Consider the following 17357-nt stretch of genomic DNA (forward strand, 5'->3'; position numbering starts at 1 on the left):
CTGGTTCGCCCTCAGCCATTCGCCCGGGTCAGGTTGAGGAACACGTCCTCCAGATCGGCTTCGCGGGTCGAGACGTCGACGATGCCGTAGCCCCCGCTCTGCACCGCGCCGAGCACTTCGCCGGCATTCGCCTGATCTTTCCGGTACGTGATCACCAAGGTGCGCCCGGCCTTCAATTCGATCTTCTGGAAGCAGGCATTTTCGGGGAGCACCGGCACGTCGCGGTCGACAGTGACTTCGACCACTTTCTCCTGCGCCATGCCCACCAGCTCGCGCGTCGGCTTGTTGGCGATCAACTTGCCGTGGTTGATGATCGCGATGCGGTCACAAAGCTGCTCGGCTTCCTCGAGATAATGGGTGGTCAGCACCACCGTCACGCCGCGGGCGTTCAATTCGCGGACATAGGCCCAGAGCTGCTGGCGAAGCTCGACATCGACGCCGGCGGTGGGCTCGTCGAGCACGAGCACCGGCGGCGAATGGACCATCGCCTTGGCTACCATCAGCCGGCGCTTCATGCCGCCGGAGAGCGTGCGCGAATAGGCCTCGGCCTTGTCCTCGAGATGCACGGCGCGCAGCAGCCCCATCGGATCGCGCTGCTTTTTGGGCACGCCGTAGAGACCGGCCTGGATCTCCAGCGTCTCGCGCGGGGTGAAGAAGGGATCGAAGGTGATCTCCTGGTTGACGATGCCGATGCTCGCTTTGGCGTTGCGCGGATGCGCGTCGACGTCGAAGCCCCAGATCGTCGCGCGGCCCTCGGTCTTGTTGACCAGCCCGGCGAGGATGTTGATCAGCGTCGACTTGCCGGCGCCGTTGGGGCCGAGCAATCCGAAGATCGTCCCTCGCGGTACATCGAAGCTCACCCCGTCGAGCGCGCGCTTGCCGCCGGCGTAGGTCTTGCAGAGATTGTCGATCTCGATCGCGGCTTGAGTCATGGTCGAGCCTGTAAGCGCGTGTGCGGCGCTCGCCAAGCGCGCAACGCCGAAGTGGCGCTTGTCCTCTCCCGTTCGCGCTGAGCCTGTCGAAGCGCTGCCCTGTTCTCGCGGACAGCTCGCAGGAGGAGAACTGCCCCTTCGACGCCGCCTGCGGCGGCGCTCAGGACAGGCTTCGACAAGCTCAGGGCGAACGGGAAAGTGGCAGGGGTGCCGGAAGCAATTGAAGCGCGGGCAACCCCTTGCTATCGGCATTCGCATGATTCCGCCGCCCGAGACGATCCGTACCAGCCATGCCCGCGTCGCCTGCGACGGCAGCGGGCCCGGCGTGCCCGCTGCACTTGGCCATCCGCGCGTGTTCCTGCAGATCGACGAGACCGGCACCGTCGATTGCGGCTATTGCGACCGCCGCTTCGTGCTGATCGGCGGGCCCGCCGACGGCGCCGACCAGAGCCAATTGCCCGATCACCCGGCTGGCGCCAGCGTCTGACGCGCCTATATCGGGCGGCATGTCGATTCCGTCCGATCCCCGCGCGTTCCTGTATCGCGCGCTTGACCCCGAAACCGCCACCCGCCTGACCGCCGACGCATTGGCGAACGCGGAGGACGGCGAACTCTATCTCCAATATCGCAAGTCGGAGGCGTTCGGCTTCGACGACGGCCGGCTGAAGACCGCCTCGTTCGACACGCAATCGGGCTTCGGGCTGCGCGCGGTCTCGGGCGAGACCACGGCCTTTGCGCATGCCAACGAGATCAGCCCCGCCGCGATCCGACGCGCGGCGGAAACCATGGCGCTGATCGAGCCGGGCAAGGCCGGCAAGGCGCCGCCGCCGCAAGGCAACAACCGCCATCTCTACACTGACCAAGACCCGCTCGATCTCGTCCCCTTCGCCGACAAGGTGAACCTGTGCCAGACGATCGACGCAGCGGCGCGGGCACGCGATCCGCGGGTCGTGCAGGTCTCGGTCGGGCTCACCGGATCCTGGGGCGTGGTCGAGATCGTCCGTCCCGACGGCTTCATCGCCACCGACGTGCGGCCGCTGGTCCGCCTCAACGTCTCGATCGTGGTCGAGGCGAACGGCCGCCGCGAGACCGGCAGCTTCGGCACCGGCGGGCGCACGCTTTACGACCGGCTGTTCGAGCCCGAAACGTGGAACCGCGCGATCGACGAGGCGCTGGCGCAGGCGCTCGTGAATCTCGATGCCGAGGATGCGCCGGCGGGCGACATGACCGTGTTGTGCGGCCCTGGCTGGCCCGGCGTGCTGCTCCACGAAGCGGTGGGCCATGGGCTCGAGGGCGATTTCAACCGCAAGGGCACCAGCGCCTTTTCGGGCCGGATCGGCGAGCGGGTCGCCGCGCCGGGCGTCACCGTGGTCGACGACGGCTCGATCCATGACCGCCGCGGCTCGCTGTCGATCGACGACGAAGGCACGCCGACGCGCGAAACCGTGCTGATCGAGGACGGTATCCTCAAGGGCTATATGCAGGACCGGTTGAACGCCCGGCTGATGGGCGTCGAGCCCACCGGCAACGGCCGCCGCGAATCGTTCCAGCACGCGCCGATGCCGCGGATGACCAACACCTTCATGAAGGGCGGCAAGGACGATCCCGCCGAACTGATGAGCCGGGTGAAGCGCGGCATCTACGCCAAGAGCTTCGGCGGCGGGCAGGTCGACATCGTCTCGGGCAAGTTCGTCTTCTCGTGCACCGAGGCCTACCGGATCGAGAACGGCAAAATCGGCCGCCCGATCAAGGGCGCGACGCTGATCGGCGACGGGCCGAGCGTGCTGACCCGAGTCACCGGCATCGGCAATGATTTCGCGCTCGACGAGGGTGTCGGCATGTGCGGCAAGGGTGGGCAGAGCGTTCCTGCGGGGGTTGGGCAGCCGAGCCTGCTGGTCGAGGGGCTGACGGTGGGCGGCACCGCGGCCTGAGCTGCAAGCCGGTCTGATCCTATCGAATCGAAACCGTGCTCCGGCGAAGGCCGGAGCCCTGGCCCCTGGCGGGTCGCTTGCCGCCAACGCTCCGGCCTTCGCCGGAGCACGGGGGACGTGTGCTGCAAGGGCGGCAGTCGGTGCCTGCCGGCGTGGGTCAGCCCAGTTTGCTGGTCCAGGGGCTGACCATGGGCGGTACGGCGGCGTGAGCTGCTGAGCGGATTTGATCTGATCGAATCACATCGTGCTCCGGCGAAGGCCGGAGCGTTGGCCACCAGCGGGTCGCTTGCCGCCAACGCTCCGGTCTTCGCCGGAGCACGGTTGGAGAACTCCGCCGGAGCACAGCACCAGAAATTGCACCCCGCTCCGAAACTGAGTCTTTCGTGCCACACCACCAGTGCTTGCGCCTGTGGATAACTTCTTGACTCAACATCTGCCCCGATGCCCGAATGTTCTGCGGCGTTAACGCTTTAGCAGCCATTTTCGTTAACCAATGTTTGCTTGACGACGGACTCCGCGTGCCCCGAATACGGGGGTTCGGGCAAGGGAGTGAGACGCAGATGGGGGTATTGGAAACGGTGAAAGTGCGGGACCGCACGGCGAGCGCGCCGGTGCCGGTATTGCCGCTCGACACCATCCTGCGCGGCGATTGCATCGCGGCGATGCGCGCGCTGCCGGCCAAGTCGATCGACCTGATCTTCGCCGATCCGCCCTACAATCTCCAGCTCGGCGGCGACCTCAATCGCCCCGACGGCAGCCATGTCGACGCGGTCACCGACGAATGGGACAAGTTCGACAGCCTCGCCGCTTATGACAAGTTCACCCGCGAATGGCTGGCCGAGGCGCGCCGCATCCTCAAGGACGACGGCTCGATCTGGGTGATCGGCAGCTATCACAACATCTTCAAGGTCGGCAGCGCGATCCAGGATCTCGGCTTCTGGATCCTCAACGACATCATCTGGCGCAAGGCGAACCCCATGCCCAATTTCAAGGGCACGCGCTTCACCAACGCGCACGAGACCCTGATCTGGGCGTCGAAGGGCGAGAAGGCGCGCTACACCTTCAATTATCGCAGCATGAAGACGCTCAACGACGAGCTGCAGATGCGCAGCGACTGGGAATTCCCGATCTGCGGCGGGCAGGAGCGGCTCAAGAAGGACGGGTACAAGGTCCATCCGACCCAGAAGCCCGAGGCCCTGCTCTACCGGATCCTGCTGGCGACGACGAAGAAGGGCGACGTGGTCCTCGATCCGTTCTTCGGCACCGGCACCACCGGCGCGGTGGCGAAGCGGCTCGGCCGGCGCTGGATCGGCATCGATCGCGAAGGCGTCTATGTCGAGGCGGCGCAGGCCCGCATCGACGCGGCGCTGCCGCTCGACGAATCGGCGCTGACCACGATGCAGGCGCCCAAGGCGGCGCCGCGGGTGGCGTTCGGGCAATTGGTCGAGAACGGCTATCTCGCCCCGGGTACGATATTGTTTGATTCGAAGCGGCGCCACCGCGCGGTGGTCGGCGCGGACGGGTCGCTCAAATGCGGCAATGCCGCCGGCTCGATCCACAAGCTCGGCGCGACGCTGCAGAACGCGCCTTCCTGCAATGGCTGGACGTGGTGGCATTATGAGGACGAAGGCGTGCTCAAGCCGATCGACGCGCTCAGGCAGACCTGGTTGCTGGCGACGCAGCCGTAATCCTTCTTCACCCCTCCCCTTCAGGGGAGGGGCAAGGAGTGGGGCCTTGCCGTCTCATCGAGACCTTTCGCCTGCGGCACTGCCCCACCCCAACCCCTCCCCTGAAGGGGAGGGGCTTGCTAGGGTCACGCGATGAACCTCCCCTCCGCCGCCCGGCTCTATCTTCGCCCCACCCAGTTCGTCGACACGCCGGTCGGGCGGGATGGCGCGGTGGCGCGGCTGGCGGGCGGACTGTGCTGGTTCGCGGCCTATGAGCTGATCGCAGTGCAGGGCGGCCGGCGCGTGCTCCAGCGCACCATTCCGGTTGCCGATCTCCCCGACGACGAACGCCTCCACGCGATCGCCGCACGCATCTCCGCCCCGCGCGCGCCGCTCAAGCTCGGTGAGCGCGTGGTGCGGCTCGATCAGCCGCAGGTGATGGGTATCCTCAACGTCACGCCCGACAGCTTCTCCGACGGCGGCCGCCACGTCGGCGATCCGGCCGCGGCGGCGCAGGTCGGCGTCGACATGACGGTTGCCGGGGCCGCGATCGTCGATGTCGGCGGCGAATCGACTCGGCCGGGCGCGGAGACGGTGTGGGAAGGCGACGAGATCGAGCGGACCGTGCCCGTCATCGAGCGGCTGGCGCGCAGCGGCGCCGCGGTGTCGATCGACACGCGCAAGGCGGCGGTGATGGAGGCGGCGCTCGGCGCGGGGGCGCAGCTGGTCAACGATGTCTCGGCCCTGCTTTACGACGATCGCGCGCTCGATGTGGCGGCGGCGGCAGGCTGCCCGGTGGTGCTGATGCACTCGCCCGATCCCGGCAGGACCGGCCATGATGGCGGCAATTACGGCGACGTGCTGCTCGAGGTTTATGACTGGCTCGATCGCCGCGTCGACGAAGTCGTGGCGAAGGGCATCGCGCGGGAACGTGTGCTGATCGACCCGGGCATAGGCTTCGGCAAGTCGCTCGCCGACAATCTCGCATTGCTCAATGGCCTTGCGCTGTTCCACGGGATCGGCTGCGGCGTGGTGCTCGGTGCCAGCCGCAAGCGGATGATCGGTGCGCTCTCGAACGAGGCACCCGCCGAGGCGCGGCTGGGCGGTTCGCTGGCGGTCGCGCTCAAGGGCGCGGAGCTCGGCGCCCAGCTGATCCGCGTCCATGACGTGTTCGAGACCGCGCAGGCGCTGCGCATATGGCGCGGGATGCGCGATGCGGCTTTGGTGGCGCGCCAGCCGGGCTAAAGCGTGTAGCCGCCGTCGCTGATCAGGGTCGCGCCGGTGACGAGCGCGCTCTGGTCGGAGAGCAGGAAGGCGATCTGCCGGGCGATCTCCTCGGGCTTGGCATAACGGCCGAGCGGCGTGGCCATCTTGGCCATCTCGGCGAAGGCGGCGTCGCGGCCGATTTGGGCGGCGCGCTCGGCGAACATCGGGATCGCGTCCCACACCGGCGTTTCGACGCCTGCGGGGGCGATGGCGTTGACCCGGATGCCGTGCGGCGCGCCTTCCTTCGCCGCGACCTTGGCGAGGTGGATCAGCGCCGCCTTGGACGCGCCATAAGCGGCGACGCCGGGCTCGGCCTTCACGCCGGCCGCGGAGGCAGTGAGGACGATCGATCCGCCGCGCCCGCGCATCGCGCGCAGTGCCGCACGCAGCGTCAGGAACGCACCGTCGAGATTGATCGAGAGGATGCGCCGCCACTCGTCGAGCGCGAGATCGGCTATCGCCCCCGCACCGGCGACGCCCGCATTGACCACCGCATGGTCGAGCCCGGCCAGGTCGAGCCGGTCCCAGAGCGCCTCGTCCCGCACGTCGCCGGTGACGGCCTCATGCGCGAAGTCCATGGGTATCGGCGACGTATCGACGAGGATCAGCCGCGCGGCGCCCTCGGTGGCGAAATGCCGCGCGAGCGCGAGACCGATGCCCGATGCGGCACCGGTGACGAGGACGGACTTTCCGGAAAAGACGGGCATGCCGCCCGTCTAGGCTCAGGCGGCGCTCTGGTCGATCCCGAGCTCGCCGAGCTTGCGGTACAGCGTCGAGCGGCCGATGCCGAGGCGGCGCGCGACTTCGGTCATGCGGCCGCGATAATGGCCGATGGCGAGGCGGATGACGTCGGCCTCGATCTCGTCGAGCGCGCGCAGATTGCCGTCGGGACGGAACAGGGTGACGCCGGCATTGCCCGAGCCCTGCTGCACCGGTCCGCTGCCGGCCGGGCGGCCCGCGGCGAGCTGAGCGATCTGCGGGAAGTCGGCGCGGGCGAGGCCGTCGCCGTCGCAGAGCACCGCGGCGCGGAACAGGGCGTTCTGGAGCTGGCGGACATTGCCCGGCCAGTCATAGCTGCCGAGCAGGGTCAGCGCGTCGTCGGTGATGCCCAAGGGCCGGAGCCCCGGCTGCTCGGCGATCCGCGCGAGCAGGTGGCGGGCGAGCGCGGGGATGTCGCCGGCGCGTTCGCGCAAGGGCGGGATCGTGACCTGGACGACGTTGAGGCGGTAATAGAGGTCTTCGCGGAAGCGGCCGGCCTCGACTTCGGCGAGCAGGCTCTTGTTGGTCGCGGCGATGACGCGGACATCGACTTCGCGGGGATGGCGCGCGCCCAGAGGCTGGATCTCGCCCGACTGGAGCACGCGCAGCAACTTGACCTGCGCGTCGAGCGGCATCTCGCCGACCTCGTCGAGGAACAATGTGCTGCCGTCGGCATCCTGGAAGCGGCCGATCTTGCGCTCGAACGCGCCGGTGAACGCACCCTTCTCGTGCCCGAACAGTTCCGATTCGACGAGATTGGCGGGAATCGCGCCGCAATTGACGGCGATCGCCGGCTTCTTGTTGCGCGGGGAAGCGGCGTGGATCGCCTCCGCGACCACTTCCTTGCCGACTCCGCTTTCGCCTTCGATCAGGACGGGCACGCGGGCGCGGGCCGCCTTGGCGGCGATCGCGAGCGCGGCGCGGAACTGCGGCGCGCTGCCGACGATCTCGTCGAAGGCGAGGCTGGCCGACAGCTTTTCGGTGAGCGGGCGGAGCTCGCCTGCGGTCAGGCCGCCGATCGCCGCTTCGAGGGCGGCGAGCAGCCGGTCCGAAGCGATCGGCTTGACGAGGAAATCGGTGGCGCCGGCGCGCATCGCGCTGACCGCGGCGGCGGCCGAGCTGTTGGCGGTGAGCACGAGGATCGGCAATTGCGGACGGCGCGCGCGCAGCTCGCCGATCAAGGCGGCGGCATCGGCATCGGACGAAGCGTGATCGAGGATGATCGCGTCGAGCGCCATGCCGTCGGGCGTGCCGAGCATCGCGATCGCCGTTTCGGATTCGCCCGCGAAGACGGTGCGCCAGGCGCGGCGCGCAGCGATCGCTGCGACGAGGCGGCGCTGCGCCGGTTCGTCGTCTATCAGCATCAGGAGGCGCTGTCCGTTGCGCGTCATCCGTCTGTCCCTAATGTCCCGTTTCAGGGCATTGCTTAGACTGCAACCGGTAAAGGCCCGCTTAAGCCTGCGCGCAACCGATGTTTGCGGCGGCGGGGTTGAGGGGATGCGGTGCCGCGGTTAAGGTTCGGCGAAATTTGCGCATAGGGGATGAGGACGCATGGCCGATACGGGCGACAACAGCACCGAAGTGCAGGTGCACGCCGAGACCTATAGCGGCTTCACCAAGCTCATGCTCTGGGGGACGATCGCGTCGGCCGCCGTCGGCGCCTTCGTCGTCTTCATGATCGCCAGCTGAGGTGAAGATCGCGGTGCTCAAGGAGACCGCCGCCGGCGAGCGGCGCGTCTCCGCGACTCCCGAGACCGTCAAGAAGTTCGTCGGTCTGGGCGCCACCGTCGCAGTCGAGGCGGGTGCGGGCGAGACCGCGTCGATCGCCGATCAGGGCTATGCCGATGCAGGCGCGACCATCGGAGGGCGCGGGGACGTGCTGGCCGACGCCGATATCGTGCTGGGTGTGCAGGGGCCGGATCCCGACCAGCTTCCCGGTTTGAAGCAGGGCGCATGGATCGTCGCGGGGTTGAACCCGTTCGGGGAGCGCGCGCGAGTCGATCGCTATGCCGCGCTCGGCGCCGAGGCGCTGGCGATGGAGTTCATGCCACGCATCACCCGTGCGCAGTCGATGGACATATTGTCTTCGCAGTCGAATTTGGCGGGCTACAAGGCGGTGCTCGACGCCGCGTCCGAATATGGCCGCGCCTTTCCGATGATGATGACCGCGGCGGGCACGGTGAGCGCCGCCAAGGTGTTCGTGATGGGCGTGGGCGTGGCGGGCCTGCAGGCGATCGCCACCGCGCGGCGGCTGGGCGCGCAAGTCTCGGCCACCGATGTGCGCGCCGCGACCAAGGAACAGATCCAGTCGCTCGGCGCCAAGCCGATCTTCGTCGAGAATGTGAAGGGCATCGAGGGCGAGGGCACCGGCGGCTATGCCACCGAGATGTCCGACGAATACAAGGCGGCGCAGGCCGAATTGGTCTCGAGCCACATCGCCAAGCAGGACATCGTCATCACCACTGCGCTGATCCCGGGGCGTCCGGCACCGCGGCTGATCAGCGACGCGCAGATCGCGAGCATGAAGCCGGGCAGCGTGATCGTCGATCTCGCGGTCGAGGCGGGCGGCAATGTCGAGGGCGCGGTGGCGGGCGAAGTGGTGACCGTCCACGGCGTGAAGATCGTCGGGCACCGCAACGTGCCCTCGCGTCTGGCGGCCGATACCTCGGCGCTGTTCGCGCGCAATTTGTTCAACTTCCTCTCGGCCTTCTGGGACAAGGAAGCGGGCAAGCCGGTGCTCGACGACGAGATCGGCAACGCGATCCGGCTGACGCAGGGCGGCAAGGTCATGAGCGAGAGGTTGTTGGGTTGAGCATCGCTCCCTCGATCCTCCCCGGAACGGGGAGGGGACCGCGCGAAGCGCGGTGGAGGGGCTCTCCGCGCATGCTTCGGCCCGAAACCGCTAGGGCGCGCAAGCAGCGCAGGGAAATGAGCTATCCCGAGGTGCTGCTTTGGCAGCGGTTGAGAAGCCGGTCGTCCGGCCTGCATTTTCGCAACCATCATGCCATCGGGTCTTACGTCGTTGATTTCTATTACGCGCCGAAGCGGCTCGTCATCGAGATCGATGGGCAGATCCATTCCACTCCGGCTGCAATCGAGCATGACCGAAAACGCGACAGCTTTGTCCGCGGTAACGGCTATCAACTCGTACGGATCAATGCTGCCGACGTGCTGAAAGACGCTGACGGCGTAGCCGCCTCGATTGTCGCGCTCGCGGCGCGCCCCTCCACCGTCCTTTGGACGGTCCCCTCCCCGTGCCGGGGAGGATCAGGAGTAATTATGGACTTCATCTCGATCCTGTCGATCTTCGTGCTGGCGTGCTTCGTCGGCTATTACGTCGTCTGGTCGGTCACCCCGGCGCTGCACACGCCGCTGATGGCGGTGACCAATGCGATCTCGTCGGTAATCATCGTCGGCGCGCTGATCGCGTCGGCGGCGGTCGGGCTGGGCAATGGCGGCGCGGTCTCCAAATGGCTGGGGCTGATCGCCGTGGTGTTCGCCAGCATCAACATCTTCGGCGGCTTCGCAGTGACCGCGCGGATGCTCGCAATGTACAAGAAGAAGGTGCGCTGAGATGGAACATGCCGTCGCAGTGAGCCCCTGGGTGTCGCTGGCCTATCTGGTCGCGGGCGTCTGTTTCATCCTCGCATTGCGCGGGCTTTCGAGCCCGGTCACCAGCCAGCGCGGCAATCGTCTCGGCATGATCGGCATGGCGATCGCGGTGGTGACGACGCTGGTTACGCATGTGCCGTTCAAAGACATGACTAATGTGCCCTTATCACAAGCGGCACTTTTCCAACCCGATTGGGTTACCGTCGCGGAGATTCTCGGCGCTATCGCCATCGGCGCCGTTATCGGCCTCGTCACTGCCCGGCGCATCGCCATGACCGCGATGCCGCAGCTGGTCGCCGCATTCCACTCGCTGGTCGGCATGGCGGCGGTGCTCGTCGCGGCGGCGGCGTTCCTCAATCCGCAGGCCTTCGGCATCGCCGACATCGTCATCCCGATGATCGGCGAGCCCTTCGCCAGCATCCGCCAGGTCAGCCGGATCGAGATGGCGCTCGGCGTCGCGATCGGCGCGATCACGTTCTCGGGGTCGGTGATCGCGTTCCTGAAGCTCAACGGCAATATGAGCGGCAAGCCGATCATGCTGCCCGGCCGCCACGTCATCAACCTCGGGCTGATCGCCGCGATCCTCGGCCTGATCGCCTATTTCGTGACCGATCAGAGCCCCTGGGTCTTCTGGACCGTCACGGCGCTGAGCTTCCTGATCGGCTTCCTGCTGATCATCCCGATCGGCGGCGCGGACATGCCGGTCGTGGTGTCGATGCTCAATTCCTATTCGGGCTGGGCGGCGGCGGCGATGGGGTTCACGCTCCACAACAGCGCGATGATCATCACCGGCGCGCTCGTCGGCAGCTCGGGCGCGATCCTCAGCTACATCATGTGCCGCGCGATGAACCGCAGCTTCATCAGCGTGATCGCGGGCGGCTTCGGCGGCGACAGCGGCGGCGGTGCGGCTGCGGCGGCGACCGACCGGCCGTGGAAGCGCGGCTCGGCCGAGGACGCCGCCTTCCTGATGCAGCAGGCCGAGCAGGTGATCATCGTCCCCGGCTACGGCATGGCGGTCGCGCAGGCGCAGCATGCGCTGCGCGAGATGGGCGACAAGCTCAAGGCGCATGGCGTCCGCGTGAAATACGCCATCCACCCGGTCGCGGGGCGCATGCCCGGGCACATGAACGTGCTGCTCGCCGAGGCGAACGTGCCCTATGACGAGGTGTTCGAGCTCGAGGACATCAACTCCGAATTCGCCCAGACCGACGTCGCCTTCGTGATCGGCGCCAACGACGTGACCAACCCCGCCGCCAAGACCGACAAGAGCTCGCCGATCTACGGCATGCCGGTGCTCGATGTCGAAAAGGCCAAGACGGTGCTGTTCATCAAGCGCTCGATGGGCGGCGTGGGCTATGCGGGCGTAGACAACGAGTTGTTTTACCGCGACAACACGATGATGCTTCTCGCCGATGCGAAGAAGATGGTGGAGGAAATCGTAAAGTCGCTCGACTGAGCGCGCGGCGCGGGGTGCTGCGAAAATGGGGGCAAGATGGCGAATATCGATACGATTCTGAGCGGCACGTTCGGTATCCTCGCCCGGCGGCCCGGTTCGGTCGCGATCTGGACGGCAACCTATTCCGTCGCCTCGCTGGCCCTGGGCTTTGCCATGGTGTTCGCAATGACCGGCACCGTCGGCCTGACGCCGGACCCGATGACCAATCCCGCTGCGTTCGGCGGCGGCGCGATACTCATCATGGTCGTGTCCTACATCGTCTTCCTGCTGCTCGGCATGGTCATCATGAATGCCGTGTTTCGCGCGGTCCTGATGCCCGACGAGCAGGGCTTTGCGTCGATGCGGCTGGGATGGGACGAGCTTCGCGCGCTCGGGCTGCTGTTTCTCTACCTGATCGGCTTCACGATACTCGTGTTCATCGGCGAGCTGGTGGTGCTCCTGCTGGTGGGGCTGGTGGGGTTCGCCGCCGGATCGCCGATGGCCGCCGGGCTGCTGGGCATATTGGGGTTCCTCGCGCTGATGGGTTTCCTGGTCTGGGTGCAGGTGCGCCTGTCGCCGCTGTTCCCGCTGAGCCTCTATCGCCAGCGGATCAGTATCGACGGTGCCTGGGCGTTGAGCCGCGGGCGGTTCTGGATATTGTTCGCGGCGTATCTGATCGTGCTGGTTCCGCTTCTCGTCGTCGGGATGGCGCTCGGCTGGTGGGTTATGGGCGGCTATTTCGCCGAGATCGCCGCCGCGCAGGGCGATCCCGCGCTGATCCAGGCTGCGGCGCAGAATTTCGCGGCGCAGCAGGCGGCGATGGGTGCGCCCCTGCGGATTTTCGTCACGCTTGTCATGGCGTTGTTCACGATGATCGGTGCCACCTTGTGGTTCGGCGTCGCGGCCAGCGCCACGCGCGCGCTTCTCGATGCGAGCAGCGAAGTGTCTGAAACAGAGGTTTATCGCTCCGCCGCGATCTTCGAATGATCCGGAACGGAGCGCCGAGTTGAACACCCCACGCGTCGCGCGGGTCGCCTTATAACCTCCGAAACGGAGGAAATCGGACTCACCCGTTTCGGAGCCATGCGGCATCTCCGGAACAGAAGATGAACCTGAGGCAGGCGATGGCGGAATTGACCATGCTCCACAAGGGACCGGCCGAGGGCTATGCCGGCAACGCGCCGGTTGCGCTGGTTGTCGCGGACGACGCGGAAGCGGCTGCCGATGCTGTCGCGGCGCTCGAACTGGCCGGGTGCGTGGCACGCAAGCCGGTGTCGTTCGCCGAGGCCTCGGCCGATCCCGGCAATTATGATGGGCTCGACCTGATCCTGATCGAGGCGGTGGCGGCGCCCGACGCGCTGCTGGACGTGGTGCTGGCGCGGGCGGATATGACGGCGCGTGAACGCTCGCTCGGTATCGTCGCGACGGTATCGCCCGAACAGATCGATGCCGCGGCGGCGCAATTGCTGGGGCCGCGTACCCAGATATTGTGCACGCCGAACCGGGCCGACCGGATCAGCGCGATCGCCACTGCGAAGTGGCGCGCGCGCGGGGTGATGGACGATGTCAACCGCGAGGCGGAATCGGCCAGGCTGCGACGGCTGAGCGAAGAAGTCGCCCGGATCGCGGAGACGCTCGCCCGGCTGACCCGGGGCGACGATGCCGAGCCGCGTGGCGGCGTGCGCGATCGCGGCGCCGGGTATCGCGGACCGGACACCGGGCCGCCGGTGGAGATCGCGCCGGCCGAGATCCGCGCAGTGATCCGGGCGCGCCGGATGCGCGCGCAATTCTTCGCCGACGAATTGTTCGCGGATCCGGCCTGGGACATGTTGCTCGACCTGTTCGCCGCCGGGCTGGAGCGGCGCCAGGTGTCGGTGTCGAGCCTGTGCATCGCCGCGGCGGTGCCGCCGACCACGGCGCTGCGCTGGATCGGGACGTTGCACGATGCCGGGCTGTTCGAGCGGCAGGCCGATCCGACCGACCGGCGGCGGGCCTATATCGGGCTCAGCAGCAAGGGGATCGAAGGCATGCGGAGCTATGCGAGCGCCGTGAAGCGCGCGGGGCTGCATCTGGTGTGAAAACCAGACCTTGCCCCGGCGCGCCGCTTTTGGCATCGGCGGAGAGCAAGGGCGCTTAGCTCAGTTGGTAGAGCATCTCGTTTACACCGAGAGGGTCGGCGGTTCGAGCCCGTCAGCGCCCACCATCATCGATTTGCGGCGACTCCGCGGCGCCGTCGGGCATGGATGGTCTAACGGGGGTCCGGCATTCAACAAACTGACTCCCTCCTTTCCAGGGAGGGGAAGAGTTGAATGTCGGTACGCCCTAGCCCGAGGCGCCGCAGAGCTGCTGCTCGGCCGGCTCTTGCGTGCGCCGGCTCGCCAGCAGGACCGCGACCAGTCCCGCCGCCGCGGTTGCCGCACCGGCCAGTGCGACTGCCGGATAGCCCAGGCCGGCGGCGATCACGCCGCCGCCCAGCGCCGCGCCGAACGCGTTGCCGAGATTGAAGGCGCCGATATTGACCGACGATGCCAGGTTCGGCGCATCGGCGGCGGCGGTCATCACCCGGACCTGCAGCGGCGGCACCAGCGCGAAGCTCGCCACGCCCCACAGGAAGATCAGCACCGCCGCGGGCGCGGCATGCGGCATGAGCATCGCGAAGGCGACCAGGATCGCGGAAAGCGAGGCCAATGTTATGATCAATGTGCGGTCGACCGAGCGATCGGCGAACTTGCCGCCGAGCCAGTTCCCGGCCGTCAGCCCGAGCCCATAGGTCACCAGCATCGCCGTGACGAAGCCCAGCGAGGCATGTGTCGCATCGCGCAGGATCGGGGCGATATAAGTGAAGACCGTGAACATCGCGCTCGATCCGATCACGGTCAGCGCGAGCGCGCCGAGCACCTTGCCGCGGGCGAGCACGCGCAGCTCGGCGAGTGCGTTTCCGCCGGTAAGGGCGGGCAGAGGCGGGAGCGTGAGACGCAATGCGGCCATCGTCGCGACGCCCAGCCCCGATATGCCCCAGAAGGAGGCGCGCCAGCCGAGATGCTCGCCCGCCCATGTCGCGAGCGGCACGCCGACGACCGTGGCGATCGTCAGTCCCATGAACATGGTGGCGACGGCGCTCGCCTGCCGCTGCGGCGGGACGAGGCTGGCCGCGACGATCGATCCGACGCCGAAAAAGGCGCCATGATTGAACGAGGTGAGGATGCGCGCCGCGAGCAGCATGCCGTAGCCGTCCGAAACCGCGGCGAGCAGATTGCCCGCCGTGAAGATGCCGGCGAGCCCGATCAGGAGCATCCGCCGCGGCACCCGGCCGGTGGTCAGCGTCATCAGCGGCGCGCCGATCATCACGCCCAGCGCATAGGCGCTGATCAGCAGCCCCGCGGCGGGGATCGAGACGCCGAGATCGCTCGCGATGACCGGCAACAGCCCCATCGGCGCGAACTCGGTCACGCCGATGCCGAACGCGCCGACCGAGAGGGCCAGCAGTCCCAGGTTGAGTTTCATTTGGTGCTCCTCAGACCAGCGCCGGGTTCAGGCGGGCGAAGCCCTCCTGCTGGCGATAGGGGTGTGCGGATACGGCGGCAGCACGTCGCTTGCCGCATCGAGCGCGGCGACCTGTTCCGGTGTCAGCGCCCAGCCCACGGCTCCCAGATTCTGCCGCAGCTGCTCTTCGTTGCGTGCGCCGATGATCACCGAAGCGACGGTGGGGCGCCGAAGCAGCCAGTTGATCGCGATCTGCGGCACGGTCTTGCCCGTCTCGGCCGCGATTTCATCGAGCGCATCGACGACGCGGTACAGGAGCTCGGTCTCAACCGGCGGCGCGAACTGCTCGGTCTCGTGCAGGCGGCTGCCTTCGGGAATCGGGCGGCCGCGGCCGATCCTGCCGGTCAGCCGGCCCCAGCCGAGCGGGCTCCACACCAGGGCGCCCACGCCCTGATCGGCGCCGAGCGGCATGAGGTCCGCCTCATAGGCCCGGCCGATCAGCGAATAATAGACCTGGTGCGCCACCAGCCGCGGCTTGCCCTGGCGATCGGCCACCGCCTGCGCCTTCATCAATTGCCAGCCCGGATAATTGGAGACGCCGGCATAGCGGACCTTGCCCGCCGCGATCAGCAGGTCGAGCGTGCCGATCAGCTCCTCCACCGGCGTGGAGGCATCGAACGCGTGCAGCTGGAGCAAGTCGATATAGTCGGTTCCGAGCCGCCGCAGCGAATCGTCGACCGCGCGCAGCAGCCGAGCGCGCGACGCGCCCCAATCCTGCGGCCCGTCTCCCATCGGGAGCCCGGTCTTGGTCGAGATCAGCACCGAGTCGCGGCGCCCGCGGATCGCATCGCCGAGGATCTCCTCCGAGGCGCCGCCCGAATAGACGTCGGCAGTGTCGAACAGCGTCACGCCCGCATCGAGGCAGATATCGACGAGGCGCCGTGCCTCCGCCGCGTCGCTCTGGCCCCAGGCGCTGAACAGCGGGCCCTGGCCGCCGAAGGTGCCGGTGCCGAAGCTCAGCGCCGGTACGCGCAGGCCCGAGGATCCGAGTTGCCGATATTCCATGACTCACCTTCGCCTCATTGTTCCCATGCATAGATGGACGGCGGGGTCCGGCTGGAGTAGCGGCGGGGCACGCTGAGGATTTGTGCAATGGACGCAAAGATGGCTGGCGGGACCGACCGGGCGCGCGCGCTCGAACTGTTTGCCGCAGTGGTCCAGCATGGCAGCTTTTCCGGGGCGGGGCGTGCGCTCGACATGAGCCCCTCCGCGGTGAGCCGCGCGGTCGACCGGATCGAGGCAAGGCTGGGCGTGCGGCTGTTGCTGCGATCGACCCGCGCGCTCTCGCTCACCGCCGAGGGGCAGGCCTATCTGCTGGCTGCCCGGCGGATCCTCGCCGATCTGGACGATGCCGAGCAGCAAATCGCCGACCAGGGCGCCCCGCGCGGACGGCTGCGGCTGAGCGCAGCGCTGTCGCACGGCCGATTGTGCGTGGTGCCGCTGCTCGGCGATTTCGCGGCTTTGTATCCGCACATCCTGATCGACATCGCGCTCACCGACATGCTGGTGGACGTGGCGGGCGGCGAGGCGGATGTGGCGATCCGCTTCGGCCCATTATCCGACAGCTCACTCACTGCGCGCAAGCTGGGCGAGACAGGCCGCGTGATCGTGGCGTCCCCCGATTTTCTCGCAAAGCATGGGACGCCGCAGGTGCCGGAGGACCTGCACCGCTTCAATTGCCTCAATTTCAACTTCCGCCGGGCGGAGCCGATCTGGCCGTTCCGCCGGGAAGGGCGCGATTTCGCGCTCTCGGTGAAAGGGAGCTTCGAGGCGAATAACGGCGAGACGCTGGGTCAGCTCGCAGCCGCGGGGTCGGCGTCGCGCGGGTCGGCAGCTTCAGCGTGGTGCCGGAGATCGCCGCCGGCCGGCTCGTCCCGATCCTCGAGGATTTCAATCCCGGAGACGTCGAGCAGATCCACGCAATCTTCGTCGGCGGCGCGAGCACACCGGCACGCGTCCGCGTCTTCGTCGACTTTCTCGCGGCGCGTTTGCGTTAGGGGGCGTATCGACGTTCAGGCGAGCGGGGTTTTCAATCCTCCCCGCCAGGGGGAGGTGGCACGCGCAGCGTGACGGAGGGGCGGAAGCACTGCGCTCAATGGGAGAGTGCGCTGCTTACCTCCCTCCGACGCCTTCGGCGCCACCTCCCCTGGCGGGGAGGATTTGATTACCGATACAACCCGAGCCACGTACGGCAGCGTGAGACGCAGCCATG

Annotated in this window: 14 protein-coding genes, 1 tRNA gene and 3 pseudogenes; 13 read left to right on the top strand and 5 right to left on the bottom strand. The window is 67.6% G+C overall.

Annotated elements, in window-relative coordinates; translation table 11 throughout:
• Nucleotides 1-11: 11 nt before the first annotated feature.
• A complete protein-coding gene (locus PIB19_RS17870; protein WP_271238410.1) occupies nucleotides 12-932 on the bottom strand; it encodes an ABC transporter ATP-binding protein in 921 nt (306 codons plus the stop codon).
• A 256-nt stretch (nucleotides 933-1188) separates the two neighbouring features.
• Here PIB19_RS17870 and PIB19_RS17875 point away from each other — a divergent pair, with 256 nt between their 5' ends.
• The 4 genes from PIB19_RS17875 (at nucleotide 1189) to folP (ending at nucleotide 5775) form a co-directional block, all read left to right on the top strand.
• A complete protein-coding gene (locus PIB19_RS17875; RefSeq protein ID WP_271238411.1) occupies nucleotides 1189-1419 on the top strand; it encodes a zinc-finger domain-containing protein in 231 nt (76 codons plus the stop codon).
• Between the two features lie 19 nt (nucleotides 1420-1438).
• Nucleotides 1439-2863 carry a metalloprotease TldD gene (gene tldD, locus PIB19_RS17880; RefSeq protein ID WP_271238412.1) on the top strand — a complete coding sequence of 475 codons (1425 nt, stop codon included), beginning with the start codon at nucleotides 1439-1441 and terminating at the stop codon, nucleotides 2861-2863.
• A gap of 560 nt (nucleotides 2864-3423) precedes the next feature.
• A complete protein-coding gene (locus PIB19_RS17885) occupies nucleotides 3424-4551 on the top strand; it encodes a site-specific DNA-methyltransferase (RefSeq protein ID WP_271238413.1) in 1128 nt (375 codons plus the stop codon).
• Between the two features lie 132 nt (nucleotides 4552-4683).
• On the top strand, nucleotides 4684-5775 hold the full coding sequence (gene folP, locus PIB19_RS17890; protein ID WP_271238414.1) for a dihydropteroate synthase: 1092 nt from the start codon (nucleotides 4684-4686) through the stop codon (nucleotides 5773-5775).
• Here folP and PIB19_RS17895 read toward each other — a convergent pair.
• Both PIB19_RS17895 and PIB19_RS17900 read right to left on the bottom strand, forming a co-directional pair.
• A complete protein-coding gene (locus PIB19_RS17895) occupies nucleotides 5772-6503 on the bottom strand; it encodes an SDR family NAD(P)-dependent oxidoreductase (protein ID WP_271238415.1) in 732 nt (243 codons plus the stop codon). The two genes, folP and PIB19_RS17895, sit on opposite strands and share 4 nt — an antisense overlap.
• A gap of 15 nt (nucleotides 6504-6518) precedes the next feature.
• The gene (locus tag PIB19_RS17900; RefSeq protein ID WP_271238416.1) at nucleotides 6519-7946 is read right to left on the bottom strand and encodes a sigma-54-dependent transcriptional regulator; all 1428 of its coding nucleotides are present in this window, start codon (nucleotides 7944-7946) and stop codon (nucleotides 6519-6521) included.
• Between the two features lie 160 nt (nucleotides 7947-8106).
• Here PIB19_RS17900 and PIB19_RS17905 point away from each other — a divergent pair, with 160 nt between their 5' ends.
• The 8 genes and pseudogenes from PIB19_RS17905 (at nucleotide 8107) to PIB19_RS17940 (ending at nucleotide 13805) form a co-directional block, all read left to right on the top strand.
• Nucleotides 8107-8244 (top strand): aa3-type cytochrome c oxidase subunit IV, encoded by a 138-nt coding sequence (locus PIB19_RS17905; RefSeq protein ID WP_082596755.1) that lies wholly within the window; start codon nucleotides 8107-8109, stop codon nucleotides 8242-8244.
• Between the two features lies 1 nt (nucleotide 8245).
• Nucleotides 8246-9367 (top strand): Re/Si-specific NAD(P)(+) transhydrogenase subunit alpha, encoded by a 1122-nt coding sequence (locus PIB19_RS17910; protein WP_271238417.1) that lies wholly within the window; start codon nucleotides 8246-8248, stop codon nucleotides 9365-9367.
• A gap of 116 nt (nucleotides 9368-9483) precedes the next feature.
• Nucleotides 9484-9705 (top strand): annotated as a pseudogene (locus PIB19_RS17915) (endonuclease domain-containing protein); the annotation flags it as partial.
• Between the two features lie 129 nt (nucleotides 9706-9834).
• Entirely contained in the window at nucleotides 9835-10128 is a 294-nt protein-coding gene (locus PIB19_RS17920) for a proton-translocating transhydrogenase family protein (RefSeq protein ID WP_271241027.1), read from the top strand.
• 1 nt (nucleotide 10129) lies between these two features.
• Entirely contained in the window at nucleotides 10130-11623 is a 1494-nt protein-coding gene (locus PIB19_RS17925) for an NAD(P)(+) transhydrogenase (Re/Si-specific) subunit beta (RefSeq protein WP_271238418.1), read from the top strand.
• Between the two features lie 36 nt (nucleotides 11624-11659).
• Nucleotides 11660-12589: a hypothetical protein gene (locus tag PIB19_RS17930; protein WP_271238419.1), complete on the top strand. Its 930-nt coding sequence runs from the start codon at nucleotides 11660-11662 to the stop codon at nucleotides 12587-12589.
• Nucleotides 12590-12708: 119 nt separating this feature from the next.
• Nucleotides 12709-13680 carry a hypothetical protein gene (locus tag PIB19_RS17935; RefSeq protein ID WP_271238420.1) on the top strand — a complete coding sequence of 324 codons (972 nt, stop codon included), beginning with the start codon at nucleotides 12709-12711 and terminating at the stop codon, nucleotides 13678-13680.
• 49 nt (nucleotides 13681-13729) lie between these two features.
• A tRNA-Val gene (locus PIB19_RS17940) sits at nucleotides 13730-13805 on the top strand.
• Nucleotides 13806-13924: 119 nt separating this feature from the next.
• On the opposite strand, the gene PIB19_RS17945 is transcribed toward PIB19_RS17940, so the two are convergent.
• Nucleotides 13925-15106 (bottom strand): MFS transporter, encoded by a 1182-nt coding sequence (locus PIB19_RS17945; RefSeq protein ID WP_271238421.1) that lies wholly within the window; start codon nucleotides 15104-15106, stop codon nucleotides 13925-13927.
• A gap of 10 nt (nucleotides 15107-15116) precedes the next feature.
• Nucleotides 15117-16150, bottom strand: a pseudogene (locus PIB19_RS17950) (aldo/keto reductase).
• Nucleotides 16151-16237: 87 nt separating this feature from the next.
• Between PIB19_RS17950 and PIB19_RS17955 the strand changes: the two are divergent.
• Nucleotides 16238-17142, top strand: a pseudogene (locus PIB19_RS17955) (LysR family transcriptional regulator).
• Nucleotides 17143-17357: the final 215 nt, after the last annotated feature.

The organism is Sphingomonas sp. 7/4-4 (assembly GCF_027941955.1).
Classification (GTDB): domain Bacteria; phylum Pseudomonadota; class Alphaproteobacteria; order Sphingomonadales; family Sphingomonadaceae; genus Sphingomonas.